This is a genomic window from Cellulomonas sp. H30R-01, assembly GCF_010119915.1.
Lineage (GTDB): Bacteria > Actinomycetota > Actinomycetes > Actinomycetales > Cellulomonadaceae > Cellulomonas > Cellulomonas algicola.
Window position 1 is genome coordinate 3,522,152 of sequence record NZ_CP048210.1, and the last position, 26,048, is coordinate 3,548,199.

Annotated in this window: 19 protein-coding genes and 1 riboswitch; of the genes, 8 read left to right on the forward strand and 11 right to left on the reverse strand. The window is 75.2% G+C overall.

Annotation, left to right across the window (positions count from 1 at the left end; genetic code table 11):
• Positions 1-14 precede the first annotated feature (14 nt).
• From GXP71_RS15780 to GXP71_RS15815, 8 genes are all read right to left on the reverse strand, one after another.
• The gene (locus tag GXP71_RS15780) at positions 15-743 is read right to left on the reverse strand and encodes a M50 family metallopeptidase (protein ID WP_162353419.1); all 729 of its coding nucleotides are present in this window, start codon (positions 741-743) and stop codon (positions 15-17) included.
• 62 nt (positions 744-805) lie between these two features.
• Positions 806-1,498 (reverse strand): DUF2993 domain-containing protein, encoded by a 693-nt coding sequence (locus GXP71_RS15785; protein WP_162353420.1) that lies wholly within the window; start codon positions 1,496-1,498, stop codon positions 806-808.
• 161 nt (positions 1,499-1,659) lie between these two features.
• Positions 1,660-2,076, reverse strand: coding sequence for a hypothetical protein (locus GXP71_RS15790; protein WP_162353421.1), 417 nt, complete (start codon positions 2,074-2,076; stop codon positions 1,660-1,662).
• 279 nt (positions 2,077-2,355) lie between these two features.
• The gene (locus tag GXP71_RS15795; RefSeq protein ID WP_162353422.1) at positions 2,356-5,523 is read right to left on the reverse strand and encodes an AAA family ATPase; all 3,168 of its coding nucleotides are present in this window, start codon (positions 5,521-5,523) and stop codon (positions 2,356-2,358) included.
• The gene (locus GXP71_RS15800) at positions 5,523-6,710 is read right to left on the reverse strand and encodes an exonuclease SbcCD subunit D (RefSeq protein ID WP_162353423.1); all 1,188 of its coding nucleotides are present in this window, start codon (positions 6,708-6,710) and stop codon (positions 5,523-5,525) included. Before GXP71_RS15800 ends, GXP71_RS15795 begins: the two co-directional genes overlap by 1 nt.
• Before the next feature lie 116 nt (positions 6,711-6,826).
• Positions 6,827-7,183 carry an STAS domain-containing protein gene (locus GXP71_RS15805; protein WP_162353424.1) on the reverse strand — a complete coding sequence of 119 codons (357 nt, stop codon included), beginning with the start codon at positions 7,181-7,183 and terminating at the stop codon, positions 6,827-6,829.
• A gap of 248 nt (positions 7,184-7,431) precedes the next feature.
• Positions 7,432-7,983: an aminoacyl-tRNA deacylase gene (locus GXP71_RS15810; RefSeq protein ID WP_162353425.1), complete on the reverse strand. Its 552-nt coding sequence runs from the start codon at positions 7,981-7,983 to the stop codon at positions 7,432-7,434.
• Positions 7,980-9,611 (reverse strand): ABC-F family ATP-binding cassette domain-containing protein, encoded by a 1,632-nt coding sequence (locus GXP71_RS15815; protein ID WP_162353426.1) that lies wholly within the window; start codon positions 9,609-9,611, stop codon positions 7,980-7,982. Before GXP71_RS15815 ends, GXP71_RS15810 begins: the two co-directional genes overlap by 4 nt.
• 261 nt (positions 9,612-9,872) lie before the next feature.
• Here GXP71_RS15815 and GXP71_RS15820 point away from each other — a divergent pair, with 261 nt between their 5' ends.
• Both GXP71_RS15820 and hrpA read left to right on the forward strand, forming a co-directional pair.
• The gene (locus GXP71_RS15820; protein WP_162353427.1) at positions 9,873-10,577 is read left to right on the forward strand and encodes a DUF1361 domain-containing protein; all 705 of its coding nucleotides are present in this window, start codon (positions 9,873-9,875) and stop codon (positions 10,575-10,577) included.
• Between the two features lie 40 nt (positions 10,578-10,617).
• Positions 10,618-15,204 carry an ATP-dependent RNA helicase HrpA gene (hrpA, locus tag GXP71_RS15825; protein WP_162353428.1) on the forward strand — a complete coding sequence of 1,529 codons (4,587 nt, stop codon included), beginning with the start codon at positions 10,618-10,620 and terminating at the stop codon, positions 15,202-15,204.
• 64 nt (positions 15,205-15,268) lie between these two features.
• Here the strand turns inward: hrpA and GXP71_RS15830 are convergent, their stop codons facing one another.
• Both GXP71_RS15830 and GXP71_RS15835 read right to left on the reverse strand, forming a co-directional pair.
• Positions 15,269-16,069: an ABC transporter permease gene (locus tag GXP71_RS15830; protein WP_162353429.1), complete on the reverse strand. Its 801-nt coding sequence runs from the start codon at positions 16,067-16,069 to the stop codon at positions 15,269-15,271.
• On the reverse strand, positions 16,066-17,043 hold the full coding sequence (locus GXP71_RS15835; protein ID WP_162353430.1) for an ATP-binding cassette domain-containing protein: 978 nt from the start codon (positions 17,041-17,043) through the stop codon (positions 16,066-16,068). Before GXP71_RS15835 ends, GXP71_RS15830 begins: the two co-directional genes overlap by 4 nt.
• Before the next feature lie 83 nt (positions 17,044-17,126).
• Between GXP71_RS15835 and GXP71_RS15840 the strand changes: the two genes are divergently transcribed.
• The 6 genes from GXP71_RS15840 to GXP71_RS15865 all read left to right on the forward strand — a co-directional run bounded on the left by GXP71_RS15840 (position 17,127) and on the right by GXP71_RS15865 (position 24,886).
• A complete protein-coding gene (locus GXP71_RS15840) occupies positions 17,127-18,431 on the forward strand; it encodes a TetR family transcriptional regulator (protein ID WP_162353431.1) in 1,305 nt (434 codons plus the stop codon).
• Between the two features lie 175 nt (positions 18,432-18,606).
• Entirely contained in the window at positions 18,607-19,164 is a 558-nt protein-coding gene (locus tag GXP71_RS15845) for a DNA-3-methyladenine glycosylase I (protein ID WP_162354402.1), read from the forward strand.
• Positions 19,165-19,411: 247 nt separating this feature from the next.
• Positions 19,412-19,627: a hypothetical protein gene (locus tag GXP71_RS15850; RefSeq protein WP_162353432.1), complete on the forward strand. Its 216-nt coding sequence runs from the start codon at positions 19,412-19,414 to the stop codon at positions 19,625-19,627.
• A 245-nt stretch (positions 19,628-19,872) separates the two neighbouring features.
• A riboswitch (SAM riboswitch) is annotated at positions 19,873-19,968 on the forward strand.
• 67 nt (positions 19,969-20,035) lie between these two features.
• A complete protein-coding gene (locus GXP71_RS15855) occupies positions 20,036-21,169 on the forward strand; it encodes a methylenetetrahydrofolate reductase (protein WP_370520945.1) in 1,134 nt (377 codons plus the stop codon).
• Positions 21,166-23,487: a 5-methyltetrahydropteroyltriglutamate--homocysteine S-methyltransferase gene (gene metE, locus GXP71_RS15860; RefSeq protein ID WP_162353433.1), complete on the forward strand. Its 2,322-nt coding sequence runs from the start codon at positions 21,166-21,168 to the stop codon at positions 23,485-23,487. The genes GXP71_RS15855 and metE overlap by 4 nt, the downstream gene beginning before the upstream one ends.
• Before the next feature lie 139 nt (positions 23,488-23,626).
• On the forward strand, positions 23,627-24,886 hold the full coding sequence (locus tag GXP71_RS15865; protein WP_238402454.1) for a MalY/PatB family protein: 1,260 nt from the start codon (positions 23,627-23,629) through the stop codon (positions 24,884-24,886).
• A 692-nt stretch (positions 24,887-25,578) separates the two neighbouring features.
• Here the strand turns inward: GXP71_RS15865 and GXP71_RS15870 are convergent.
• Positions 25,579-26,004, reverse strand: coding sequence for a (deoxy)nucleoside triphosphate pyrophosphohydrolase (locus tag GXP71_RS15870; RefSeq protein ID WP_162353434.1), 426 nt, complete (start codon positions 26,002-26,004; stop codon positions 25,579-25,581).
• Between the last annotated feature and the right edge of the window lie 44 nt (positions 26,005-26,048).

Consider the following 26,048-nt stretch of genomic DNA (forward strand, 5'->3'; position numbering starts at 1 on the left):
CGCTGGCCGGGGCCTCAGGCGAGCTGGAGGCCGATCAGCCACGCACCGCCGAGCGCGAGGCACGCGAGGCAGACGAGGAGGAGGACGCCGACCCAGAAGAGTCCCGGCAGGTGCGTCAGGCGGCCCAGCATCCCGGCGTCGGAGACGTCGGAGCCACCGCGACGCCGGACGCGCCGCCGCCCGGACTGCATCTCGAGCACGGCACGCGGCGCACCGAGGAGGAAGAACCAGGTGACGAGGTAGGCGAACGTCGACTGCACGGCGGCCGAGCCGCACACCGTCACGCCGACGAGCACCGCCGCGCTGACGAGCACGGACCACAGGCCGTACCAGTTGCGGATCTGGACGAGCACGAGCGCGACGACGACCACGAGCAGCCAGAGCAGCGCGACGGCGTAGCCCTCCGACAGCAACCACGCCGCACCGAGCCCGAGCAGCGCCGGTGCGGGGTAGCCGGCCGCCGCTGTGGCCACCATGCCGGGACCGCGGGGCTTGCCGACCGACACCGTCAGGCCGGACGTGTCGGAGTGCACCCGGATCCCGGACAGGCGCCGTCCGACGAGGACGGCGACGGCCGCGTGACCGGCCTCGTGGACGATCGTGAGCGCGTGCCGCGTGAGGTGCCAGAGCCGCGGCACGACGAGGGCCAGCAGCACGACGGCGGCGGTGACGACCACGACGGCCGTGTCCGGCACGGGCAGCGGTGTGGTGACCGACTGCCACGTCTCGTTCCACCAGTCCACGGCTCTCCTCGGCGTCCCGCCCGCAGCGTGTCCGCAGGCAGGGGGACCCTACCGGCGCCGCCTCAGGGCTGGGCGGTGAGCGTGACGTCCTCACCCGTGGCGGTGACGCGTGCGCCGTCGGGGACGACCTGCACGCTCGACAGCACGAGCCCCTCGGGCAGGCCGGTCACCGGGACCTCGAGCCCGCGGAGCCGGGACGCGACGCGCTCCGGCAAGTCGTCGACCGTGATCGTCAGCCCGCCGAGCGACATCTGCCCGACGTCGACGAGCAGGCGGCCGCTCTCGACGCGCGGTTCGAGCGCCGCGGACAGCGCGACGCCGAGCACCTCGCCCGACGCGACCAGGGAGTCGCCGTCGACGGCGACCGTGACGTCGAGCTCCGTCTGCTCGGCGACGACCTGCTCGATGGTCGCGGTCGGCAGTGTCGCGGTGATCGAGCCCGTCGCGACCGTGTAGGGCTCGGACGTGCTCACTCCTTGCGCGTCGAACGTCACGTCGGTCGCGGTGAGACCGCCGTCGAGCGTCACGCCGTCGACGCTGCCGGTCACGTGGTCGAGCGAGCCGGCGAGCACCTGGGTGAGGAACGGGAACCCGTCGATCGCGACGGTCGGGGTCCCGCTGACGTCGAGGTTCGCCTGGACCGACTCGGCGGCACGGCGCTCGGCCGTCGACGCCGCGACCCGGTCCGCGACGACGACCCCGGCGGCGAGCACGACGACCGTCGACACGACGACGGCGACCGCGCGCCCGCTCATCGGCCCGCCCCGGCCATGAGGACCGGCGCGGCCCCGTCAGACGCCGCGTGCGCGACGGGCGCAGGCGCAGGGCTCGGGTCGGGGGCGGATGCGGGCTCGGTCCGGGTGCGCACGCGCCCACCGTAGGGGCCCTGACCTCGGTGCACATCCGCAGCGCGTGCTCACCACGTCCAGCCGCGTGCGGCGAGCTCGACCTCCTCGCGGAACCGTTCGGCCGGGTCGCCCTTGGGTCGGGGGATCACCTCCACGCCCGCGAGCCTGCACGCCTCGGCGAGCAGCTGGTCGTACGCGAGCTGGGACGCGATGATCCGCTCCGCGCGCGCGAACGTGTGCGGGTCGAGCTCGAGCTCGCGCACGTGGTCCGCGACGGCGCCGAGCCGCTCCTGGACGCGCAGCGCGTCGAACGGGTCGGGCGGGACGGGGCGTGGCGGGCGCAGCCGGTGGGCCCAGCCTTCGAGGCGGTCGGCGAGCACGACGCGCCAGCGCGGCGGCTCGTCGGCGCCGGGGAGGAGCGACCACAGGGCGCTGAAGACGAGCGCCGGCACGAAGAGCACTGCGGCCAGCAATACCCACGACATCGTGAGGTCCTTCGTCGACTGCTTTCCCCCAGGCTAGGTCGCGCATGTGACGCACGCCACAGGTTCAGGCGAACCGCCGGACACGCGTCGCGGCGACCTGCCGGACACGCCACGTGGCGACCTGCCGGCCCCCTGCGAGCCGCGAACCGGGCCGTGTCGTCCTGAGGCACGTGCGGTCGGCCTCCGCGCCGTGCACGTCCGGCCGTCACGGAAGCGGGCCGACGGAGCCGCCCGCCCGCCCGCCCGCCACTCTCGGCAGGCCGTCCCGCGCGGCGCAGGTCAGCCGGCGCGGACCGTGAGGGTGCTCGGGCCGTGAGGGGTCGGCCGGACCTCGATGCGGTCGGGGATCGCCTGCTTGAGCGTCTCGACGTGCGACACCACGCCGACGACCCGCCCGCCGGCACGCAGCCGGCCGAGCTCGGCGAGCACCTGGTCGAGCGTGTGCGGGTCGAGCGTGCCGAACCCCTCGTCGACGAACAGGGTGCCGAGGTCGATCCCGCCCGCCTCGGCGCTCACCACGTCGGCGAGACCGAGCGCGAGGCACAGCGACACGTAGAAGGTCTCGCCGCCCGACAGGGTGCGCGGGTCGCGCGGGTGGCCGGTCCGGTGGTCGACGACGCGCATCGACAGGCCGGTGCGGCGCGTGCTGACGTCCTCCTTGACGTCGCTGCGCACGAGCTCGTACCGCCCGTCGGACATGCCGAGCAGACGGTCGTTCGCGGCCGCGACGACGTCCTCGAACCGGCGGGCCAGGACGTAGGTCGCGAGCGACAGGGCCTGCGCGTTGTCGCCGCCGGTGCCGCCGGCGACCGCGGCGAGCCGGGCGATCGGCGCGTGCTCGGCGGTCCGCTCGACGAGCACGCGCGCGGCGGCGGCGACCGCGGCGGTGGCCGCCTCGACGGCGTCCGCCCGGTCCCGTGCGCTGCGCGCCTCGCCGGCGGCGGCCTCGTGGTCGAGCCGGGCCGCCCGCTCGACCTCGCGGGCGGCCGCGAGGTCGACCACGAGGTCGTCGGGCAGGTCCGCGAGCGCCTCCTCCGACAGGCCCGCATGCACGCGTGCCACCGCGGCGAGGTACGCCTCGACGGTCGACGTCAGCTCGTCGAGCACCGCGGGCTCCAGGAGGGCGTCCCGGGCCTCGTCGGCGTCCGCGAACCCGTGCTCGGCGAGCGCGTCGGCGAGCTCGGTGCGGCGCACCGCGTCGTCGGTGTGCGCGCGCTCGACGGCGACGAGTGCGTCGGCGAGCGAGCCTGCGGCCGCGGCCCGGCCCCGGAGCGCGGCGTGCCGGGCGGCGACCGTCGGGTGATCGGCGCGCCCTTCGACCACGTCGGCCTCGGCGGCGTCGAGCTGCTGCACGAGCGCCTCGACGCGCACCTCGGCGCCGGCGAGCGCGGTGACCGCCTGCTGCCGCTGCTCGGTCCGGCGGGTGGTCGCGGCGTCGTGCGCCTCGACCTCGCGCACGAGGCGTTCGGCCGTCGTGACCGCTGCACGGGCGGCGGCGAGCGACTCGTGGGCTGCCGCGAGCCGCGTCGCGACGTCCTCGGCTGTGGCGCCGTCGACCTGCCGGACCAGGGCCGCGACCTGCTCGGCGCACCGGGCGACCTCCGCCTCGGCGGTCCGCACGTCCCGCTCGGCGGCGACGCGTGCGTCCTCGGCCCGCTGCACCGTGTCGGCCGTGACGTGGTCGACCCCGAGCGGGGCCTTGCTGGGGTGCTCGACGGCGCCGCACACGGGGCACGCGTGCCCGTCGGTGAGCGCCGACGCGAGCTCACCGGCCAGGCCGGCGATCCGTGCGGTCCGCAGCGTGGCCTCGTCCTGGACGGCCGCCGCGGCCGTGCGCGCCGTGACGGCCAGGTGCCGTTCGGCCGCCGCATGCCGGTCGGTGGCGTCGTCGAGGGCGACGAGCGCGGCGGCGACCTGCGCGAGCGCCTCGACCGCAGCGGTCCGCTCGGGCACGCACGCAGCCAGGTCCGCAGCGGTGCGGTGCGCGTCGACGAGCACGGTCCGCTCGTCCGGACGCGCGGCCAGCCAGCCATCGTGCACGGCGATCTCGGCGCGCAGGTCGTCGACCGTCGCGCGCGCCGCGCGCACCTCCTGCCGCCGGCCCTCGAGCCCGGCCTCGACGGCCACCAGCCGCTCGACGGCCGCCGCCTGCCCGACGGACTCCTCGCGCTCCGCGTCGAGCAGCCGACGCCGGTCGACCGTCGGCGGCACGGGCTCGACCGTGAGGTCGTCGAAGAGCGTCGGCTGCGCCACGCCCGGCAGCGGCGACCCGTCGAGATCCGCGCCGTCGAGATCCGTCCCGTCGGGTGCGGACCGCCGCGCGAGCTCGGCGAGGTCGGACGGTGCCGCGTCGACGGCGGCGTCGAGCGCCTTCTCGGCCGACTCCAGGGCCACGCGCGCGTCGTCGGACCGGCGGAGCAGCGGCCGCACGGCCTGCGCGGCGCGCGCGGTCGTCAGACGGGCCTGGGCGTCGCGGTGCACGGGTGCGGCCTCGTCGAGGGCGGCCCGCTCGGCGCGGAGCGTGTCGCGGCGGCGCAGGAGGTGGTCGGTGCGGGTCGCCTCGTCGAGCGCCGTGCGCGCGTCGGCACGCCGCTGCCCGGCGGACGACGCCCTGGCCTCGGCGACGACCGCCGCCTCGGTCACGGTGGCCGTGAGGGCCCCGACGACGCCGCCCACCGCGTCGACCGTGCCCGTGGCGACGGCCTGGTCGAGCTCGAGCCGCAGCGCGTCGGCCGCGTCGCTGTCGAGCCGCGCCGCGCCCACGAGGTGCGCTGCGGCGGTCGTGAGGGCGGCGCGCGCGGTCGTCACGGCCTCGGCCGACTCGCGCCGCAGCTCGACGAGCCGCCTGCCGATCCGGTCGTACACCTCGGTGCCGAAGATCTTCTGCAGGAGGCCGCGGCGCTGCTCGGGGTCGGCGCGCAGGAACCGCGCGAACTCGCCCTGCGGCAGCACGATGGTCTGCACGAACTGCGTGCGGTCGAGCCCGACCACGCGCTGCAGCTCGGCACCGGCCTCGTCGAGCCGTGTCGACAGCACCTCGCCGGTCGGGACGTCGTCGAGGTCGCCGCTGCCGTCGTCGTCGGGCGCGAGCCGCCACAGGGTGATGGACGGCTGCTGCCGCACGGTCCCGGTGCCGCGCTTCTTGGCACGGTCGTAGCCGGGGCTGCGCCGCACCCGGTAGACGCCCGACGCGACCTCGAAGGTCAGGTCGACGACCGTCGGGACGTCGTCGGCGGCGTAGGCGGAGCGGAGCCGGTCGTCGCTCGCGTCGGCGGACGCGACCTTGCCGTACAGCGCGAACACCACGGCGTCGATCAGGGTCGACTTGCCCGACCCGGTCGGGCCGTCGAGCAGGAACAGCCCCGACGCGGCGAGTGCGGCGAAGTCGACGGTGTGCCGGCCCGCGAACGGCCCGAGGGCCTGCACGGTGAGCGTGCGCAGCTGCATCAGGCGCTCCGCTCCGCGGCCAGCACGTCCTCGTAGGCCCGGCGCAGCACGTCGATCTCGACGTCCGTGGCGTCGGCGCCCGTGACGTGCCGGACGAACTGCGCGGCGACGTCGACCGGGTCGTGCGCCGCGGTCACGAGCGTCGCGCCCGTCGTCCGGGCCTGCTCGGGGGCGCGGTGCTGGACGACCAGCGCGTGCGGGAACCGCTGCGTGACGCGCCGGTAGAGGTCCGCCGGGCGCTGCGCGTCGGTCACCGTGACGCGGACCCAGTCGTCGACGTGCGGCTCGCCTGCGACGCCGAGCAGGTCGTCGAGCGTGCCCGTGACCTCGGCGAGCCGGCGCGCGACGGGCGCGGGCACGAGCTCGACGGACGGCTGCTCGCCGGAGAGGTCGACCAGCGCGGTCGACTTGGTGTGCCGCAGCTCGGAGAACGAGTACGCGAGCGGCGACCCGGAGTACCGCAGCGTGGTGCCGTCGGGACCCGCGACCCGCTGCGGGCCGTGCAGGTGGCCGAGCGCCACGTAGTCCACGCCGGCGAAGGCACCCGCCGGGACGTGCTCGACGCCGCCGACCGCGAGGTCACGCTCGGACTCGCTGGCCACGCCCCCCACGACGAACGCGTGCGCCGCGACGACGCTGCGCACCCGCCGCCCGCGTCCGGCCGACCGGCGGGCGTCGACGTCGGCCCGCACCCGGCGCATCGCGGCGCCCACCACGGCCTCGTGCGACCGCGCCGGCACGCGTCGCTCACCGTCAGGGCCGTCCTCGGCGAGAGCACCGCGCACGGTGTCCGGGTCGAGGTAGGGCAGGCCGTAGACGAGCAGGTCGCCGTCGTCGGAGCCGAGCGCGACGGGCTCGTGCAGACCGGCGACGCGGGTGCGCAGCCGGACGCGCTCGCGCATGAGCGCCGACCCGAAGCCGAGGCGGGTCGCGGAGTCGTGGTTGCCGGACGTGACGACGACGGTCGTGTGCTCCGACAGCCGGGCGAGCGTGTCGGACAGCAGGCTCACGGCCTCCACGGGCGGGATCGCGCGGTCGTACACGTCGCCCGCGACGACGACGGCCGCGACGGGCTCGGTGCGCACGACCTCGACCAGGTGGTCGAGGTACGCCGCCTGGTGGTCGAGGAGGTCGACCCCGTGCAGCGTCCGACCGAGGTGCCAGTCGGAGGTGTGCAGGATCCGCATGCCGAGGACGCTAACCGCCGCGTCCGACACGACGGCCCAGGCGGTCCGGAGCGTCGTGGACGTCCGCGTGTGATCCCGGGCTGTGGACGGCTCGCGCCCGCCGCGAGACCGACGGGTCAGGCGGGCTCGGGCACCACGAGGGACGGCTCGGCCGCGAACTCGTCGCCCATGCCGATCATCTCGAGCACGTCGCGCAGCACGCGGTGCGGGTCCTGCAGCGTCACGGGGATCCCGGCCTCGCGGGCCGCGAGGTGCAGCTGGAGGACGAACGCGATGCCGGACGAGTCGATGAACGTGGCGTGCGTGGTGTCGACCACGACGGGGTCACCGCTGATGAGGGCGCGGGCCATGGTCGCGCTCGCCTCGTCGCGCAGCGCGGCGTCGACCTCACCGACGAGGACGACGACCGTGCGGCCGTCCTGCTCGTCGACCCGGATCGTCCCGGCGGCGGCGGTGTGGTCGATCAGCTCCATGGCTCCTCACTCCTGCACGTCCGGACCAGGGGGCCCGGCGGCCTGACGACGGTATCGGCCATCGCCGACGCCGCCACTCGAGAGCCCCAACGGCCGCCGGTCGAGATGCGTTCCCCGCGCGCCGCGTCCGTCCCGCGGTGTTCGTCAAGGATCGACCGCTCGACACGTCAGGTCAAGGGAGAGTCGGACGCCTGTACAGAAACAGTCAAAGATCGACACAAGACGATCCCGAGCCGGTCAACGCGCGGTCAGCCCTCCGGCTCGGTGACGTCCGCCACGGTCGCGTCGAGCGCGCGCACCAGGTCCGCCCCGTCGACCGTCGCGGCGACGCCGTGCGCACCCGCCCCGATCGACACCGCCCGGTCCGGGACGCGCGAGTCGGCGACCACGGGCCAGGCCGTCAGCGAGCCGAAGGGCGTGATCGTGCCGCGCTCGTACCCGGTCACGTCGCGTGCCGTCGCCGCGTCGGGCATCGAGAGCCGGCTGACGCCCAGCAGGGCGCGCAGCCTGGGCCACGAGATGGTCCGGTCGCCGGGCACGAGGACGAAGAGGAAGTCGTCGTCCCCGCGCCGCACGACGATCGTCTTGACGATGTCGGCGGGCTCGACGCCGCGGGCCGCGGCAGCCTCGGCGAGCGACCGCACGGGACCGTGCCGGGTGATCGCGTACCCGATGCCGGACGCCTCGAGCGCCGCCGCCGAGCGCCGCTCCCCGTCGGACACCTCGCGCGCCTCGGGCACCTCGGGCGTCGCACCCGCGGCCGCGCCGTGGACGTCCCCGGACCCGGCCGTCTCGTTCATCCGGCCACTGTAGGGGCGTCGGCCCCGTGCACACGTCCGTCCTGCACGACGAGGTGCGTCCCCGTCCAGCGCCGCCGCAGCCACCGGTCGTGCGTCGCGACGACGACCGCCCCGGGCGACACCTCGAGCGCGTCGACGAGCTCGTCGGCGAGCCGGACCGACACGTGGTTGGTCGGCTCGTCGAGCAGCAGCACCCCGGGCGTCCGGGCCACGAGCAGCGCCAGCACGACGCGTCGACGCTGCCCGACCGACAGCTCCCGCAGCGGGCGGTCGACGTCGCGCGGCGCGACGAGCCCCAGGTCGACGAGCCGCACCGGCGAGGGCAGGTCGGCCGTCACGGCGTCGAACAGGGCCCGGGGCGTGCGCGCGTCGTCGGCGAGACCCACGTCCTGCTCGAGCAGCGCGACCTCGACCCCACGGGCCCGCTGCACCGACCCGCGAGACGGAGCGAGGTCACCGGCGAGCAGGTGCAGGAGCGTCGACTTCCCGGCGCCGTTGGGGCCGCTCACCAGCACCTTGGCCCCCGCCGCGAGGTCCAGCGACGGGACGACGAGGCGCCCCGGCACCTCGGCGTCGCGCACCTGCAGCACGAGCCCGCCCGCCGCACCGGACCAGGACGCCGGCACCGCGAACCGCAGCGGCGGCGGAGGCTTGCGGACGTGGTCGCGCGTGAGCTCGTCGAGCCGCCGCTGCGCGTCGCGGACCCGCCGTGACACCTGCTGCTCGACGCGCGCGCCCTGCGCGTCGTAGTCCATCTTGAAGTTGTTGCCGAGCTCGCGGCCGTACCCGACCTGCCGGGCGGTGACCCGCACCGAGTGCCGCAGCCGCACCAGCTCCTCGCGCTCGTTCTTCCACCGCTCCTCCCAGCGTGCGCGCTCGACGCGCTTGGCCGCGAGGTAGTCCGTGAACGTGCCGCCGTACCGCGTCGGGCCGTCGAGCGACGGGTCGAGGTCGAGGATCTCGGTGCACGTCTCGTCGAGGAACACGCGGTCGTGGCTCGTCAGCACCACCGCGCCGGGCAGCGCGCGCAGCGCACCCGCGAGGTACTCGGCGGCCGCGTCGTCGAGGTGGTTGGTCGGCTCGTCGAGGAGCACGGCCGCGGGGCTGCGGACCAGCAGCGCCGCGAGCGCCAGCCGCGACCGCTGCCCACCGGACATCCGCGCGGTCGGCCGGTCCGGGTCGACGTCCGCCAGACCGAGCCCGACGAGGGCCAGCTCGGCCCGCCGGTCGGCGTCCCACACCCCCGCGAGCTCGGCGGCGAGGAGCGCCGCGGCGTACGTGTCGTCGGCACCGGGGACGTCGTCCGCGAGCGCCGACGACGTTCGTTCGAGCGTCTGCTCGACGGCACGCACGTCGGCGAGCGCGGCGGCCATGACGTCGGCGACGGTGTCCGTCGCGGCGAACGTCGGCTCCTGCGTGAGCAGCTCGAGCGCGGCGGGGCGTGTCACGTCGCCGCTGTCGGGCGGCTCGACGCCTGCGAGCAGGCGCAGCAGCGTGGACTTGCCGATGCCGTTCTCCCCGACGACGCCGAGGCGGTGGCCGGGGTCGACGTCGAGGTCGACGCCGGACAGCACGGGGCGCCCGTCGTAGGAACGGGTCAGGGCACGGGCACGGAGGACTGGGTTCATGCGATCACCACCGGGGTGCGCCGACGTCGTGGCAGCACGACGGGCGCGGGAGTCGGGAGAGGGACTCGGCGCGGTGGTCAGATCAGCACCCGGGAACGGTAGGCAGGGTCGCCGCGGTCGCGCCACCGCATTTCCGCTCGCGCGTCCGGGAGGCGACGGCGACGCGGCCAGCGCACGCGACGCACCGCGCGTCCGTCCGGTGGCCTCACCAGGCGTGACGCACGACCATGGCGCCATGCCGACCACGTCCGGACGTCGCCCGTGATCGCGAGCCTGCTGCTGGGCGTGCTCCTCATGAACACGCTCGCGCTCGGGCTCGTCGTGGCCCGCGGCCCGGTGTTCGGCACGCGCGTGTACCGGCCGATGCTGCTCAACCTCGGGCTGTCCGCGGCGCCGCTGCTGGTCCTCCTGCTGTCGTACGCGCTGATCTTCCTGCTCGCGGTGGGGGTGCCGCGCACGGTCGTCCTCTCGATGGTCGGGCTGCTGCTGGTCGTCTGGCTGCTGCTGCTGCCCAACGCGGGCTACCTCGTCACCGAGCTCAACCTCAGCCACCGGCGCGACGACGACGGGGTGCCGATGTGGTTCGACGTCGTCCTCGTCATCTCGCTCGCGATGGCCGGCGTGCTCAACACGGTGCTCAACGTGCTGCTGGTGCAGCTGGAGTTCGCGATCACGCGGCACGGCGACACCGCGGCGTCCCTGCTCGCGGGCGACACGCTCGTGCTCGTCCCCGTGGTCCTGCTGCTCGTGTCGTTCGGCATGTACCTGGGCCGGCACCTGCGCCTCAACAGCTGGGACGTCGCCCGGCCGTGGCGGGTCGTGAGCAAGACGGTCACGCACCTGCGCGAGCCGCGTGCGGCGGGTCAGGCGACCGCGTTCACGCTGCTGTACGCCCTGTTCTTCGCCGTCATGTACGTCGCCGTCGCGGGTCCCGTCATCCAGGCGCTGGTGCTGCTCGAGCAATGAGCGCGCGGTCCGCGCGGAGCACCTGGGAGAATCGTGCGTCGTGACCACCAGCGAGCCGTCGACCGGGCGCCCTTCCGGCCCGCGCCGGCGCAGGGGTCGCAGCGGTGGGCGCGGTCGGCGCCCTGACGAGGCGCGGCGTCCCGACGAGGCCCGGCAGCCGGGCCAGCGTGCGCGGGGTGGTGGGCACCAGCAGGACCGGCGACGTGACGACGAGCGCGCGCAGGCGCGTCGGGCACGTGCCGCGGCGGTCCGCGAGCAGGTCGTCGTCCCGCCGATCGTCTACCCCGAGGCCCTGCCGGTCAGCGCGCGCCGCGACGAGATCGCCGCCGCGATCCGTGACCACCAGGTCGTCGTCGTCGCGGGCGAGACGGGGTCCGGCAAGACGACCCAGCTGCCGAAGATCGCGCTCGACCTGGGCCGGGGGCGCGCGGGGCAGATCGGGCACACGCAGCCCCGTCGGATCGCGGCCCGGTCGGTCGCGGAGCGCATCGCCGAGGAGGTCGGCACGCCGCTCGGCGAGCTCGTCGGCTACCAGGTGCGGTTCACGGACACGTCGTCCGAGGAGACGCTCGTCAAGGTCATGACGGACGGCATCCTGCTCGCGCAGATCCAGCGCGACCCGATGCTGTGGGCGTACGACACGCTCATCATCGACGAGGCGCACGAGCGCTCGCTCAACATCGACTTCATCCTCGGCTACCTCACGCGGCTGCTGCCGCAGCGGCCGGACCTCAAGGTCGTCATCACGTCGGCGACGATCGACTCGGCCCGCTTCGCGCAGCACTTCGCCGGCCCGCCGACGGCCGAGCACCCGGCCGGTGTGCCCGCGCCCGTCGTGGAGGTCAGCGGCCGCACGTACCCCGTGGAGATCCGGTACCGGCCCCTGTCGCCGGACGTCGAGGCACCCGCGGAGGACGCCGGACGCCGCGCGCGGGCCAGGGCCACCGAGGACCGCGACCTCATGACCGCGATCACCGAGGCGGTCGACGAGCTGTCCGCCGAGGGGCCCGGCGACATCCTCGTGTTCCTGTCGGGCGAGCGGGAGATCCGGGACGCGGAGGACGCGCTGCGCACGTCGCTCGGCGCCCGCGTCACCGATCCGCGCCACCCGCAGGCGGTCGAGCTCCTGCCGCTCTACAGCCGCCTGTCGGCCGCCGAGCAGCACCGCGTCTTCGAGCAGCACGCGTCCCGCCGCGTCGTGCTCTCCACGAACGTCGCCGAGACGTCGCTGACCGTCCCGGGCGTCCGGTACGTCGTCGACCCGGGCACCGCGCGCATCTCGCGCTGGTCGAAGGCGACCAAGGTGCAGCGGCTGCCGATCGAGCCCGTCTCGCAGGCGTCGGCCAACCAGCGGTCCGGGCGGTGCGGGCGTGTGGCCGACGGCATCGCGATCCGGTTGTACTCCGAGGACGACTTCGCGTCGCGGCCGATGTACACCGAGCCCGAGATCCTGCGCACGTCGCTCGCCTCGGTGATCCTGCAGATGATCGCGGTGGGCGTCGCCGCGTCGCCCGACGACGTGACCGACTTCCCGTTCGTGGACCCGCCGGACGTGCGCGCCGTGCGCGACGGCGTGCAGCTGCTGACGGAGCTCGGGGCGCTGGAGACGGTCGCGGTCGCCGCCGCCGACGGGTCCGGGCGGACCACGAACGTCACGCGGCTCACCGACACCGGCCGGGCCCTCGCGCAGCTGCCGATGGACCCGCGGCTCGCGCGCATGATCGTCGAGGGCGGCCGTCGGGGCGTCGCGCGCGAGGTCATGGTGATCGCCGCGGCCCTGTCGATCCAGGACCCGCGCGAGCGTCCCGCCGAGGAGCGCGACCGCGCCGACCAGCTGCACGGCCGATTCGCCGACCCGACGTCCGACCTGCTGGCCTACCTCAACCTCTGGCAGTACCTCCGCGAGCAGCAGCGCGAGCTGTCGGGCAACGCGTTCCGGCGGCTGTGCCGGTCCGAGCACCTCAACTACCTGCGCATCCGCGAGTGGCAGGACGTCGTGACGCAGCTGCGCGAGCTCGCGAAGCCGCTGGGGATCCACGTGTCACCGCTGCGACCGGGCTCGTCGTCATCCCGTCCGACCGCGGCCCCCGCCGTCGAGGGCGCGACCTCCGCTCGGGACGGCGACAGCGATGTGTCCGGGCCCGGCGGAAGTCGCGGTCCCGACGACACGGCCCGCGGGGCGCTGCGGCTCGAGTGGGACGCCGACCGCATCCACGTGAGCATCCTGTCCGGGCTGCTCTCGCACATCGGCATGCAGGAGGCGACCGAGGTCGCCGCCCCGGCGCGCGGGGCCGGCACGGGCGGACGCGGACGGCGGCCCGACCGGCGGGCGCGCAACGAGTACCTCGGCGCGCGCGGGGCACGGTTCGCGCTCTTCCCCGGGTCGGGGCTCGCGAAGCGGCCGCCGTCGTGGGTCATGGCCGCCGAGCTCGTCGAGACGTCCCGCCTGTGGGGGCGCGACGCGGCGCGCATCCAGCCCGAGTGGGCCGAGGAGGTCGGCGCGCACCTGGTGAAGCGCACCTACTCGGAGCCCGCGTGGTCGTCGAAGCAGGGTGCGGCGACCGCGTCGGAGAAGGTCCTGCTGTACGGCGTGCCGATCGTCGCGCAGCGCCGCGTCCTGTACGCCAAGGTCGACCCCGAGCACGCGCGCGAGCTGTTCGTGCGGCACGCGCTCGTGCAGGGCGAGTGGACGACGCACCACCAGTTCTTCCACGAGAACCGCCGCCTGCTCGCGGAGGCCGAGGGTCTGGAGGCGCGGGCCCGGCGCCGCGACCTGGTCGTCGACGACGACGTCCTGTTCGCCTTCTACGACGAGCGCGTCCCGTCCGACGTCGTCTCCGCGCGGCACTTCGACCAGTGGTGGAAGGGCGCCCGACGACGCGACCCCGACCTGCTGACGTTCACGCGCGAGCTGCTCGTCGCCGACGACGCCGACGCCATCGACGAGTCCGCGTTCCCGTCCCGCTGGCCGCAGGGCGACCTGCGCCTGCCGCTGACCTACCAGTTCCAGCCCGGCACCGAGGCCGACGGCGTCACGGTGCACATCCCGATCACCGCCCTGGCGCGCCTGACGCCCGACGGGTTCGACTGGATGGTGCCCGGGCTGCGCGAGGAGCTCGTCACCGCGACCATCCGCTCCCTGCCCAAGCCCGTCCGCGTGCAGCTCGTCCCCGCACCCGACGTCGCACGGTCCGTCGAGGCGTGGCTGCGCGAGCACACCGCGTCGTGGGAGGACACCGTCCGGGCCGGCGACGCGGCACCGTCGTTCCGCGAGCTGTTCCGGCAGGCCGTCCGGGCGGTGCGCGACGTCGACGTGCCCGACGACGCGTTCGACGACGAGAAGCTGCCGCCGCACCTGCGCATGACGTTCCGCGTCGTCGGGGACCGCGGGGGCGTCGTCGACGAGGGCAAGGACCTGCTGGTCCTGCAGCGGCGGCTCGCGTCGCGTACGCAGGAGGCGGTCGACGCGGCCGTCCGGACCGCCGTGCGGGCGGCGATGGAGGAGGCGCGAGCTGCTGCCGTCGGGCCGGGTGGCGGTGGGTCGGCTCCCGGAGGGCAGGTCGGGTCGGGTGGCGCGGCCGATGGCCGCGGGAAGACCGGCGATGACGGACGCACCGGGGCGGTCGGCGCTGCGGCCGCGCCGGGTGCCGGTGCCGGTCCCGGTCGGGGCGCGGTGCCGACGCCCGGCGCACCCGGCTCGTCGGCGCCCGCTGCCGCACCCGTCTCGCTCGAGCGCTCCGGACTGCGCACGTGGCCCGACGACCTGCCGGGGGGGCGGCTCCCCGAGGTCCTGGAGGCGTCCGCGGCGGGAGTCACCGTGCGGGCGTTCCCCGTGCTCGTCGACGAGACGACGTCGGTCGCCGTGCGGACGCTCGCCGACGCGGCGGCCGTCCCGTCGACGGCCCGACGCGGCCTGCGCCGCCTGCTGCTGCTCGACGTCGGGCTGGCGAGCGGCCGGATCACGTCCCGGTGGACCGGGACGCAGGCGCTCACGCTCGCCGCGAGCCCGTACCCGAGCACGGACGCGCTGGTCACCGACGTGCAGCTCGCGGCGATCGACCGGCTCATGACCGCGCACCTGGGCGACCGCACGCCCGCCGACGTGCGCGACGCCGACGCCTACGCCGCGCTGCGGACCGCCGTCCGCGACCGTCTGGAGGACGCCGTTCACGCGGTCGTCACCGACCTGGTCGCGGTGCTCGGCGCGTGGCGCGAGCTCGAGGGCGACCTGCGCGCGTCGGCGAGCCTCGCGCTGCTGGCCACCGTGCAGGACGTGCGCGAGCAGTCCGCCGACCTGGTGCACGCCGGGTTCGTCGCCGAGGTCGGCGCGGTCCGGCTGCCGCAGCTGACCCGCTACCTGCGCGCCGCGAGGCACCGGCTCGCGAAGGCCGGCGACAACCCGCAGCGCGACGGCGACCTCGCGTGGCAGGTCCACGACCTCGAGGACCTCTACGACGCGGCGGTGACGAGGGCGCGCGCGGGTTCTCCGGACGCGGCCCGGGACGCCGCGCTCGACGAGGTCCGCTGGTTGCTGCAGGAGCTCCGCGTCAGCCTGTTCGCGCAGCAGCTCGGCACGCCGGTCCCGGTCTCCCCGACCCGCATCCGCAAGGCCCTCGCGGCCCTCTGACGTCGGGTCCCTCCTCTGCGCGACGCGCCGGGGCCCGGGTCGCGGGCTCGTGGACGGGAGGACGTCAGCGGCGGCGGGCGAAGAGCAGGCCCGCAGCCGTCCGGGCGACCAGGAAGATGCCGACGCACCACGCGGCCGCCGACACCCACGTCGACGTCGCCAGCGGCAGGCCGAGGAGCAGGCCGCGCATCGTGTCCGTCACCGGCGTCACCGGGTTCCACGCGGCGATCGCCTCGAGCACCGACGGCATCGACTCCGGCGGGACGAACGCGCTCGACACGTACGGCAGGAACAGGATGAAGAACGTGAAGCCGCTGGCCGCCTCCGGCCCGGACGACATGATGCCCACCGCGACGCCGACCCACGTCAGCGCGAGGACGAACAGCGCGACCATCCCGAGCGCACCGAGCCAGTCGAGCAGCGTCGCGTCCGGCGTGAAGCCGACGAGGAACGCGGCACCGACGACGAGCGCGGTCGACACGGCGTTGCGGACCATGCTCGCGACGACGTGGCCGGTCACGACGCCCGTCGCGCGGATCGGCATCGAGCGGAAGCGGTCGATGATGCCGTTCGTCATGTCGGACGCCATGTCGACCGCGGTGTTCGCGGCCCCGTACCCCGCGGTCAGCAGGACGATGCCCGGCACGACGAAGTCGACGTAGCGGCCGGTCGGGTCGATCGCCCCGCCGAACACGTACGTGAACATCAGCAGGAGCATCACGGGCAGCATCACCGAGATCAGCAGCGTGTCGAGCTGCCGGGTCGTGCGGCGCAGCGTCCGGCCGATCAGCGCGGTCGTGTCCCGGACGGTCTGGCCCGCACCCGGGCGGACCGTCGTGGGTGCGGGGGCGAGCAGGGCGGTCATCGGGTCTCCCGGGGGTGCGGGCCGGCAGCGGCGAGCGCGTCGGCGGACGGGCGGGTGCGGTCCTCGGTGCTGCCCGCGCCGGTGGTGCAGCGGGCGTCGGCGGTGTCCGCGGGCTTGCCGGTCAGGCTGAGGAACACGTCGTCGAGCGTGGGCTCGCGGACCTGCCACGCGGCGACGTCGAGCGGGCGGGCGGACACGTCGCCGAGGATCCGGTGCACGTCGGCGACCGACCCGTCGGTGGGCACGCGCTGGACCGTGCCGTCGCGCAGCACGAGCTCGACGTGCGCCGACCCGACCGTGCGCTTGAGCTCGGTGGCGGTGCCCTGCGCGATGACGCGGCCGTGGTCGACGACGACGATCCGGTCGGCGAGGCGGTCGGCCTCCTCGAGGTACTGCGTGGTGAGCAGGAGCGTCGCGCCCGCGTCGACGACGTCACGGATGACGTCCCACAGGTCGCCGCGGCTGCGCGGGTCGAGGCCGGTGGTCGGCTCGTCGAGGAACACGACCTGGGGACGGCTCAGCAGGCTGACGGCGAGGTCGAGCCGCCGCCGCATGCCGCCCGAGTACGTCTTGACCAGGCGTCCCGCGGCGTCGGTGAGGTCGAACAGCTCGAGCATGTCGCGCGAGCGCGTGCGCGCCTCGCGGCCGCTGAGGTGCGCCAGCCGGGCCATCAGGTGCAGGTTCTCCGCGCCTGTCAGCAGCTCGTCGACCGCGGCGTACTGGCCGGTGAGGCTGATGGCGGCGCGGACGGCCGCGGGGTCGCGGACGACGTCGGCGCCGGCCACCGTCGCGGTGCCGCCGTCGGGTCGCAGGAGCGTCGACAGGATGCGGACGGTCGTCGTCTTGCCCGCGCCGTTGGGCCCGAGCAGGGCGAGGACCTCGCCGCGGTGGACGTCGAGGTCGACGCCGTCGAGGACGGTGAGGTCGCCGTAGGACTTGCGCAGTCCGCGGGCGACGACGATCGGTGCGGTCATCGCGTGGCCTCCTTCTGTGTACGTCGTAAACTGTGTGTGTATGTCATACACACTTATAGGATCGGGCGTCAAGGAGGTACGACGTGGACGAGGAAGCGAACCCGCACCCGGACGGCACCGAGGCGGGCGACGACCGGGCCGCCGAGGTCGCACGGCGCGAGGCGGACGACGCGCGCAAGGAGGCCGAGGCGCTGCGCCGCGACCGCGAGAAGGCGGGGCGCGCTGCCGCCAAGGAGGCCGACCGCGCACGTCGGGACCGCGAGAAGGCCGACCGTGAGGCCGCCAAGGACGCCGAGCGCGCCCGCAAGGAGGCCGACCGTCGCCGCCGCGACGACGAGAAGGCCGAGCGCGACCGCGTCAAGGCGCTCGAGCAGTCCGAGGCCGCCCGCGCCCGAGCCCTGCAGGACGTCGAGCGCGAGCGGGCCCGCCGCGAGACCGAGGCCCGCCGCGAGGCCGAGCGCGCTCAGGCCGAGCGCGAGCGCGCCGCCCGTGACGCCGCACGCGAGGCCGGCCGGGCGCTCCGTGAGGCCGAGAAGGCTGCGCGCGACGCCGCCCTCGCGCAGCAGCGCGCCGCTCGCGAGGCCGAGAAGGCGCGCCGCGAGGCCGCCCGGGCCGGGACCGCGCCCGCCACCACGACGGTCGACGCGTCCGCGCTCCCGCCCGACCTGGCCGTCCTGTGGCGCTCCCCCGAGCCACCCCGGCGCGGCCCCCGGCCGAGCCTCACGCTCGACCAGATCGCCGACGCCGCCATCGCGCTGGCGGACGCGGAGGGCATCGGGGCGGTGTCGATGGCGCGGCTCGCGGAGTCGCTCGGGTTCACGACCATGTCGCTCTACCGCTACGTGGCGTCGAAGGACGAGGTCGTCAGCCTCATGTCCGACCGCGCGAGCGGCCGGCCACCCGCCGTGGGGCGCGAGGTCGGCGACTGGCGCGCGCGCATCGAGCTGCTCGTGTCGATCCAGCAGCCGGTCCTGTTCTCGCACCCGTGGCTCGCGCAGACGGGCACCGTCCTGCACGCGGTCGGGCCCAACCGGCTCGCCTGGATGGAGGCGATGGTCGCGGCCCTCGAGGACACGCCGCTCGACGAGGCGACCAAGGTCACGGCCGTCGGCACGATCGCGAGCCACCAGCTGGACGAGCTGCGGCTGTTCGCCTCGTGGACCGACCGGGAGCGGGCCGTGCAGGAGGCGACGTCGCGGTCCTACGACATGGACGGGATGCTGCTGGCCGTCGCGACGCCCGACGAGCACCCCGCGCTCGTCCGGGCCGCGAGCGCGGGAGCCTTCGGTGCCGCGATGGAGGACGGCCCGGTCTCGTTCGGCACGACCCTGCTGCTCGACGGCATCGCGGCGCTCATCGCACGGGCGGAGGGTCGCACGGGATCGTGACTCTCACGCCCGCCGCGAGCCGTCCACAGCCCGCGTCGGCGCACCGGCACCGCCAGCCGTCGACGCCCGCCCGCGCGGTGTCGGCGTCCCGCGCCAGACTGGCGCCGTGCCCACGCAGACCCCCGACGCCGCCGCGACGCCCGACGTCCCCGCCGCCACCCCGGCACGCCCGCTCGTGACGGGCCGGTGCTTCGGCGACGGCGACCCCCTCTACGAGCAGTACCACGACGAGGAGTGGGGGCACCCGGTCCACGGGGAGCACGCGCTCTTCGAGCGGCTGGCCCTCGAGGGGTTCCAGTCGGGGCTCGCCTGGATCACGATCCTGCGCAAGCGTCCCGCCTTCCGCGCGGCCTTCGCCGACTTCGACCCCGAGGTCGTGGCCGGGTTCGGCGACGGCGACGTCGCACGCCTCATGGCCGACGCCGGCATCGTGCGGAACCGCGCGAAGATCGAGGCGACGATCGCCAACGCCCGTGCGCTGCGGGACCTGCACGCGCAGGGACGCACGCTCGACGAGGTCCTGTGGTCCCATGCACCCGACCGCGCCGACCACGTCCGGCCCGCGACCTGGACGGACGTGCCGGCCGTGACCCCGGAGTCACGCGCGCTCGCGCGCGAGCTCAAGTCGCTCGGCTTCCGGTTCGTCGGACCCACGACCGCCTATGCCGCGATGCAGGCGTGCGGGCTGGTCGACGACCACCTCGCGACGTGCCCGTCGGTGACGGTGCCCTGACGCGCGCCTGCTCCGCCGCCCACGGTGCCGCCGCGCGGAGCACGACGGCCGACGTCCGACGAACCCGGGCGGCCGCGGACCACCGCGTCCGACGAACCCGGGCGGCCGCGGACCACCGCAGCCGACGCACCCTGGTGGCGGTCGACGACCGCTCCGCGCGGCGCCCACGGGAGGCTGCTGCTCCCGTCGAGTGACGCCTCGGCGCGCACCTCCGACCCTCTTTCGGGTGGAGGTTAGGATGCCCGGCATGACGGACACGACGGACCCCGACGGGCGGCTCGACGCCGTGCGCGGGGCCGCCGCCGCGATGTCCACCCCCTCGGACGTCGACGCCGAGGTGCTGGCCGCCGTCCAGGACGGCCTGCTCGGTGTCGTGGCCGGGTCGCCGACCTCGTGGTTCGACGTCCCGACGCAGCGCAGCCGGCTCCGGCCCGGCCACCTGACCCCGCGCCGCCGCCGCTGATCCGAGGGGTGGACCGGACGCCCTCCGGTTCTGCCGTCGTCATCCCGCGTCGCCGGGCACGGTCCGCCACCGCGCGTGATCGACCGTCGGTGCGTCGACGCCGCGACGCCAGGGAGGAGGCCAGCGAGTCCGACGGCTCTCGACCGCGACGTTCCCACCTCGACGGACCGCTTGCCGCGCGGACGCTGGCGTCTCACCGGTCGAGCAACGTTGCCCACCATGTGGTCGGCGGTCTAGCATCTCGACAACCATCCAGAGCGGCCGAGAGACCTGGCTCGACGACGCCGCAGCAACCCCCCTCCTGGCGAGGGTGTGGGTGCTTCCGCCAGGGTCGATGGAGTGAACGATGCCGCAGCACCCCGCGTGCCCCCGCGACCCCCGCGCGGGCCGACCGACGCCGGTCGTCCGGTGAGCGTCCCCGTCGTGGACGCGCTGCCGGGCACGGTCGACCAGACCGGCACCGTCGCCGACACCACCCCGCGTCGGACGACCGGCCCGCACGTGGCGCCCGACCGCCCGCTCGCCGCGATCGACCGGCCGACGGTGTCGTTCGAGCTCTTCCCGCCGCGCAACCCCGACGCCGCACCGCGGCTCTGGGAGACGATCCAGCGGCTCGGCGAGGCGCACCCCGACTTCGTGTCGGTCACGTACGGCGCCTCGGGCCGCACCCGCGTCACGACCCGCGCGCTCGTCAGCCGGCTCCTGCGCGAGACGTCGCTCAACCCCATCGCGCACCTCACCTGCGTCGGCACGTCGCGCGACGAGATCACGGCCATCGTCGAGGAGTTCCTCGACGAGGGTGCGCGTTCGTTCCTCGCGCTCCGCGGCGACCCGCCCGCGGGGCAGGACGACTGGCAGCCGCACCCGGACGGCGTGAACACCGCGAGCGAGCTCGTCGCGCTGCTGCGCGAGATCGAGTCGCGCCGGTGCGCGGGCAGCCCGTCGCAGGCCGTGCGCGCCCGGGTCCGGCCCCTGTCGGTCGCCGTCGCGGCGTTCCCCCGCGGCAACGCGGCGACGGGCGGCACGCGCGCCCAGGACGTCGCGTCGCTGCTCGCGAAGCAGGAGGCCGGCGCGGACTTCGCGATCACGCAGGTGTTCTTCGACGCCGAGTCGTACCTCGGGCTCGTCGCCGAGGCGCGCGACGCGGGCGTCACCATCCCGATCATCCCGGGCATCATCCCCAGCACGGACCCCGCACGGCTGCTGCGCGTGCAGGACCTCACGGGTGTGCCCGTCCCGCGCGACCTGCTCGACCTGCTCGGGTCCGCGGACGACGACCTCGAGCGGCACCGTCGCGGCATCCGCGCCGGCGTCGACCTCGTCCAGGGCGTGCTGGACGGCGGCGCCCCGGGCGTCCACCTCTACACGTTCAACCAGCACCACGCCGCGCTCGACCTGCTCGAAGGAGCGGGTCTGGACGGCGGGGCCCGCACCGGCCGCAGCGCCGTACCCGTCACGGCCCCCACCGCGACGACCCCCGGCACACCCGGACCGACCACGACGGCACCCGACCCGACCCACGAGGGACAGACACCGCGATGACCACCACCCCCACGTTCCCCGCCGGCTCCGTCCTGGGCTACCCCCGGATCGGTCCCCGTCGCGAGCTCAAGAAGGCGATCGAGGCGTTCTGGGCCGGCCGCTCCTCCGCCGACGAGGTCGAGGCCGTCGCCGCCGACCTGCGCCGCCGCACCCGCACCCGCCTGGCCGAGCTCGGCCTGCGCACCGACGTGCCCGCGATCCCCAGCGCGTTCTCGTTCTACGACCACGTGCTCGACGCCGCGACCGTGCTCGGCGCGATCCCGCCGCGCTTCGCCGACCTGGTCGACGCCGACGGCCGTCTGGACCTCGCGGGCTACTCGACGGTCGCGCGCGGCCGCGGCGACGACCTGCCGCTCGAGATGACCAAGTGGTTCGACTCGAACTACCACTACCTGGTCCCCGAGATCGGCCCGGACACCGAGTTCCGCTACGCGAGCGACCGCCCGGTCCGCGAGTTCGCCGAGGCGCTGGCCGAGGGCGTGCTCACCCGCCCGGTCATCGTCGGCCCGGTGACGTTCCTCGCGCTCGCCAAGGCCGCCGAGGGTTCGCCGGACGACTTCGCGCCGATCGACCGCCTCGCCGACGTGCTGCCGGTCTACGCCGCGCTGCTGCGCGACCTCGCCGCCGCCGGCGCGACGTGGGTCCAGCTCGACGAGCCCGCGCTCGTGTCCGACTCGATCGACGTGCCCGTCGAGCGCCTGCTCGCGTCGGTCACCGAGGCGTACGGCGCGCTCACCGCGGTCGAGGGCCGCCCGGCGCTGTTCGTCGCCGCGCCGTACGGCGACCTGCGCGACGCGCTCGGCGTGCTCGCGGCGACCGACGTCGAGGCCATCGGCGTCGACCTGGTCCGCGGCCCCGCCCCGACGCAGGCCGTTCCCGGCCTCGAGTCGAAGACGCTCGTCGCGGGCGTGATCGACGGCCACAACATCTGGCGCGCGGACCTCGACGCCAAGCTCCAGGTGCTCGAGCAGCTCGAGAACCTCGGCGCGGGCGCCGTCACGGTCGGCACGTCGACGTCGCTGTTCCACGTGCCCCACGACGTGCAGGACGAGCCCACGCTCGACCCGACGCTGAAGTCGTGGCTCGCGTTCGCCGACCAGAAGGTCGTCGAGGTCGTCACGCTCGCCGAGGGCCTGACCGAGGGCCGCGAGGCGATCCACGAGCAGCTGCTCGCCGCGTCCGACGCCGTCGCGTCGCGCAAGACCGCCCCCGGCGTGGTCCGCCCCGAGGTGCGCGAACGTGTCGCCGCCCTCGGCGAGGACGCGTTCAACCGCGGCGACTTCGAGAGCCGCAAGGCCGCGCAGGCCGCGCGCTTCGACCTGCCGCCGCTGCCCACGACCACGATCGGCTCGTTCCCGCAGACGCCGGAGATCCGCAAGGCGCGCGCCGCGTTCGGCAAGGGCGAGCTCACCGCCGAGCAGTACGAGGACGAGATGAAGGCGGAGATCCGCCGCGTCGTCGAGCTGCAGGAGAAGATCGGCCTCGACGTCCTCGTGCACGGCGAGCCCGAGCGCAACGACATGGTCCAGTACTTCGCGGAGAACCTCGACGGGTTCGCCGTGACGCAGAACGGCTGGGTCCAGTCCTACGGCTCGCGCTGCACGCGTCCGTCGATCCTCTGGGGCGACGTGTCCCGCCCGGCGCCCATCACGGTCGCGTGGACGTCGTACACGCAGTCGCTCACGGAGAAGCCCGTCAAGGGCATGCTCACCGGGCCGGTGACGATCCTCGCGTGGTCGTTCGTCCGCGACGACCAGCCGCTCGGCGACACCGCCAACCAGGTCGGCCTCGCGCTGCGCGACGAGATCGCCGACCTCGAGGCCGCCGGGATCGGCATCATCCAGGTCGACGAGCCCGCGCTGCGCGAGCTCCTGCCGCTGCGCGCGGAGGACCACGCGGCGTACCTCGACTGGTCGGTCCGCTCGTTCCGCCTCTCGACGGCGGGCGTGCGCGAGGACACGCAGATCCACACGCACCTCTGCTACAGCGAGTTCGGCCAGATCATGGGCGCGATCGACGGCCTCGACGCCGACGTCACGTCCATCGAGGCGGCCCGCTCGAAGATGGAGATCCTCGGCGACATCGCCGCGGCGGGCTACCCGCGCGCCGTCGGCCCGGGCGTCTACGACATCCACTCGCCGCGCGTGCCGAGCGAGGGCGAGGTCGAGGAGCTCCTCACCGAGGCGGTCAAGGCGATCGCGCTCGACCAGCTCTGGGTGAACCCCGACTGCGGCCTCAAGACCCGCCGCTACGAGGAGGTCACCCCGTCGCTCGAGCACATCCTGCAGGCGACGCGGGCGGTCCGCGCGACGCTCTGACGCCGCACACGCCCTGACGGGCGCACCGCACCACCGGAGGGCCGGGTCCACCACGGACCCGGCCCTCCGCCGTCCCCAGCCGATCGCCCCAGCACCGGCTCGTCGGCCCGTTCCGGGTGACCCGACGTAAGGTCGGCGCGTGGACGCGGACGTGGCCGACGGGACGACGATCTTCGACTCCGTGCCGCTCGACGCGCTGCGGCGCCGGACGAGCCAGAAGTGGCGCCGCTACCCGGCCGACGTGCTGCCGATGTACGTCGCGGAGATGGACGTCCCGCAGCCCGAGGCCGTCGTGCGCGCCGTGTCGGACGCGATGCGCGCCGGCGACACCGGGTACGTGCACGGGCCCGACTACGCCGAGGCCCTCGCCGGCTTCGCCGCCGCCCGGTACGGCTGGGACGTGCCTGTCGCGGACTGCCGGCTCGTGCCGGACGTCATGCTGGGCATCGTCGAGATGCTGCGGCTCGTCACCGACCCCGGCGACGCCGTCGTGATCAACCCGCCGGTGTACCCGCCGTTCGTGCAGTTCGTCGAGCACGCCGACCGACGCCCGCTGCCGGCCCCCCTCGGCCCGGACGGTCGCCTCGACCTCGACGCGCTCGACGCCGCGTTCGCCGTTGCCACGTCGGGCGGCCGTCGCGCCGCGTACCTGCTGTGCCACCCGCACAACCCGACGGGCACCCTGCACACGGCCGCCGAGCTCGCGGCCGTCGGCGAGCTCGCCGGGCGGTACGGCGTCCGGGTCGTCGCGGACGAGATCCACGCGCCGCTCGTCATGGGCCGCAGCACGCAGACGACCGACCGTGCCGGCGCCCGGGACGCCGCGACCGGCAACCCCGACGGCGGCGACACCGGCCAGGAGGGCGCGTCGTCGCGGTTCGTCCCGACGACGACGGTGATCCCGTCGGCGATCGCGCTGCACTCGGCGTCGAAGGCGTTCAACCTCGCCGCGCTCAAGGCCGCGGTCGCCGTCCCGGGACCGGACGCGAGCGCCGACCTCGCGAGCCTGCCGGAGATCGTGCTGCACGGCGTCAGCCACCTGGGCGCGGTCGCCCACACGACGGCGCTCCGCGACTGCGGAGACTGGCTGGACCGGGTCCTCGACGGTCTGCGCCACAACCAGCGGCTGCTGTCCGCGCTGCTGGCGACGCACCTGCCCGCGGCCCGCTGGACACCGCCCGACGCGACGTACTTCGCGTGGCTCGACCTGCGCGACGTCCCCGCGGTCCGCGACGGCGCCGACCCTGCACGTCTCGCGCTCGAGCGCGGTCGCCTCGCGCTCAACCCCGGGCCCACGTTCGGCGCGCCCGAGGGCGTCGGCTTCGCGCGTCTCAACCTGGCGGCGTCGACGGCGACGCTCAGCGAGGGTGTACGGCGCCTGGCAGCGGCCCTGGGCTGACGTCCCGCCGACGCGGTCGGACGAGCCCGCCGGGCGGTCCAGCCGAGTCGTCGACGAGCCGCCCTGAGGCGTCGACGAGCCGGTCGAACCGGTCCGGTCGGGGTGTCGACGAGCCCGTCGAACCGGCCGGCCGGGGAGTCGACGAGCCCGTCGAATCCGGTCCGCGCGGCGAAGCCCCGACGGGCGGCCCGGTCGGGGCAGCGACGCGCCGACGACCCTTGCGCCGAACGGGCGAATCTGCCGCGGGACGCACGGACACAGCGCGCGAATCGCGACATAGGTCCTGGCCAGGACGCCCTGCGGGCAGGTGTCCAGGTCACGGTCGGGTTGCGCCGCTCAAGTGGACGCCCGTCCTGCCGATGCTGACGACTGAAGACCCCGTGCCGGTCCAGACGGCGACGAGGTCCGGGCACGACGACGAGCCTGGCGAGGAGGCCGACATGAAGAGGTGCGACGAGTGCACGTCCCCGGTGGCGGAGTGCAGCCACTGCGAGGGTCAGGGTCGCAAGCGGTGGAAGGGCGAGTGCACGTTCTGCCGGGGCACCGGAATGATCTGCTCGGGCAACAGCAACCACCGCTGGTGAGCTGACGGCCCGCGGAGCGGGCCGGCGCACGGTCCCGCCGCCGTCGATGCCGGCCCTCCGCGGGCCGTCTCATGCCCGGGTGCGGCAGCGATCGCCGGGGTGGACACGTCAGACGCGGTCGCGGACCAGTGCGACGAGGGCGTCGACGATGGGGACGTCCGCGTCGAGCCACGGGACGTCGTGCCACTGACCGGCGGGCAGCCAGCGGAGCTCGTCGTGCTCGACGAGCGGCTCGGGGACGCCGTCGACGACCTCCGCGAGCCAGAGGCGCATCACGTACCGGTCGGTGAGGGGCCAGACGCCGTCGTCCGGACCCACGACCTCGTCGCCGAGAGCGACACGGACGCCGAGCTCTTCCCGGAGCTCACGGTGGAGCGCGGTCTCGGGGGTCTCCCCGGCGTCGACCTTGCCGCCGGGGAACTCCCATCGACCTGCGAGGCTCGCCGGCGTCGCGCGACGTGCGGAGAGCAGGACCCGCGGCTCGTCCAGGTCGTCGACCACGGCGGCCGCGACGACGAGCACGGGTGACGTCATGCGAGGAGTCTGCCAGTCCCGGTGGCGACTCGGACGTGGCGACC

Excerpts from the sequence above, each read along its gene's own strand:
- GXP71_RS15785 (WP_162353420.1), bottom strand. The coding sequence starts at position 1,498 with ATGAGCGGGCGCGCGGTCGCCGTCGTCGTGTCGACGGTCGTCGTGCTC.
- GXP71_RS15790 (WP_162353421.1), bottom strand. The coding sequence starts at position 2,076 with ATGTCGTGGGTATTGCTGGCCGCAGTGCTCTTCGTGCCGGCGCTCGTC.
- GXP71_RS15795 (WP_162353422.1), bottom strand. The coding sequence starts at position 5,523 with ATGCAGCTGCGCACGCTCACCGTGCAGGCCCTCGGGCCGTTCGCGGGC.
- GXP71_RS15800 (WP_162353423.1), bottom strand. The coding sequence starts at position 6,710 with ATGCGGATCCTGCACACCTCCGACTGGCACCTCGGTCGGACGCTGCAC.
- GXP71_RS15805 (WP_162353424.1), bottom strand. The coding sequence starts at position 7,183 with ATGGAGCTGATCGACCACACCGCCGCCGCCGGGACGATCCGGGTCGAC.
- GXP71_RS15810 (WP_162353425.1), bottom strand. The coding sequence starts at position 7,983 with ATGAACGAGACGGCCGGGTCCGGGGACGTCCACGGCGCGGCCGCGGGT.
- GXP71_RS15815 (WP_162353426.1), bottom strand. The coding sequence starts at position 9,611 with ATGAACCCAGTCCTCCGTGCCCGTGCCCTGACCCGTTCCTACGACGGG.
- GXP71_RS15830 (WP_162353429.1), bottom strand. The coding sequence starts at position 16,069 with ATGACCGCCCTGCTCGCCCCCGCACCCACGACGGTCCGCCCGGGTGCG.
- GXP71_RS15835 (WP_162353430.1), bottom strand. The coding sequence starts at position 17,043 with ATGACCGCACCGATCGTCGTCGCCCGCGGACTGCGCAAGTCCTACGGC.
- GXP71_RS15850 (WP_162353432.1), top strand. The coding sequence starts at position 19,412 with ATGACGGACACGACGGACCCCGACGGGCGGCTCGACGCCGTGCGCGGG.
- metE (WP_162353433.1), top strand. The coding sequence starts at position 21,166 with ATGACCACCACCCCCACGTTCCCCGCCGGCTCCGTCCTGGGCTACCCC.
- GXP71_RS15870 (WP_162353434.1), bottom strand. The coding sequence starts at position 26,004 with ATGACGTCACCCGTGCTCGTCGTCGCGGCCGCCGTGGTCGACGACCTG.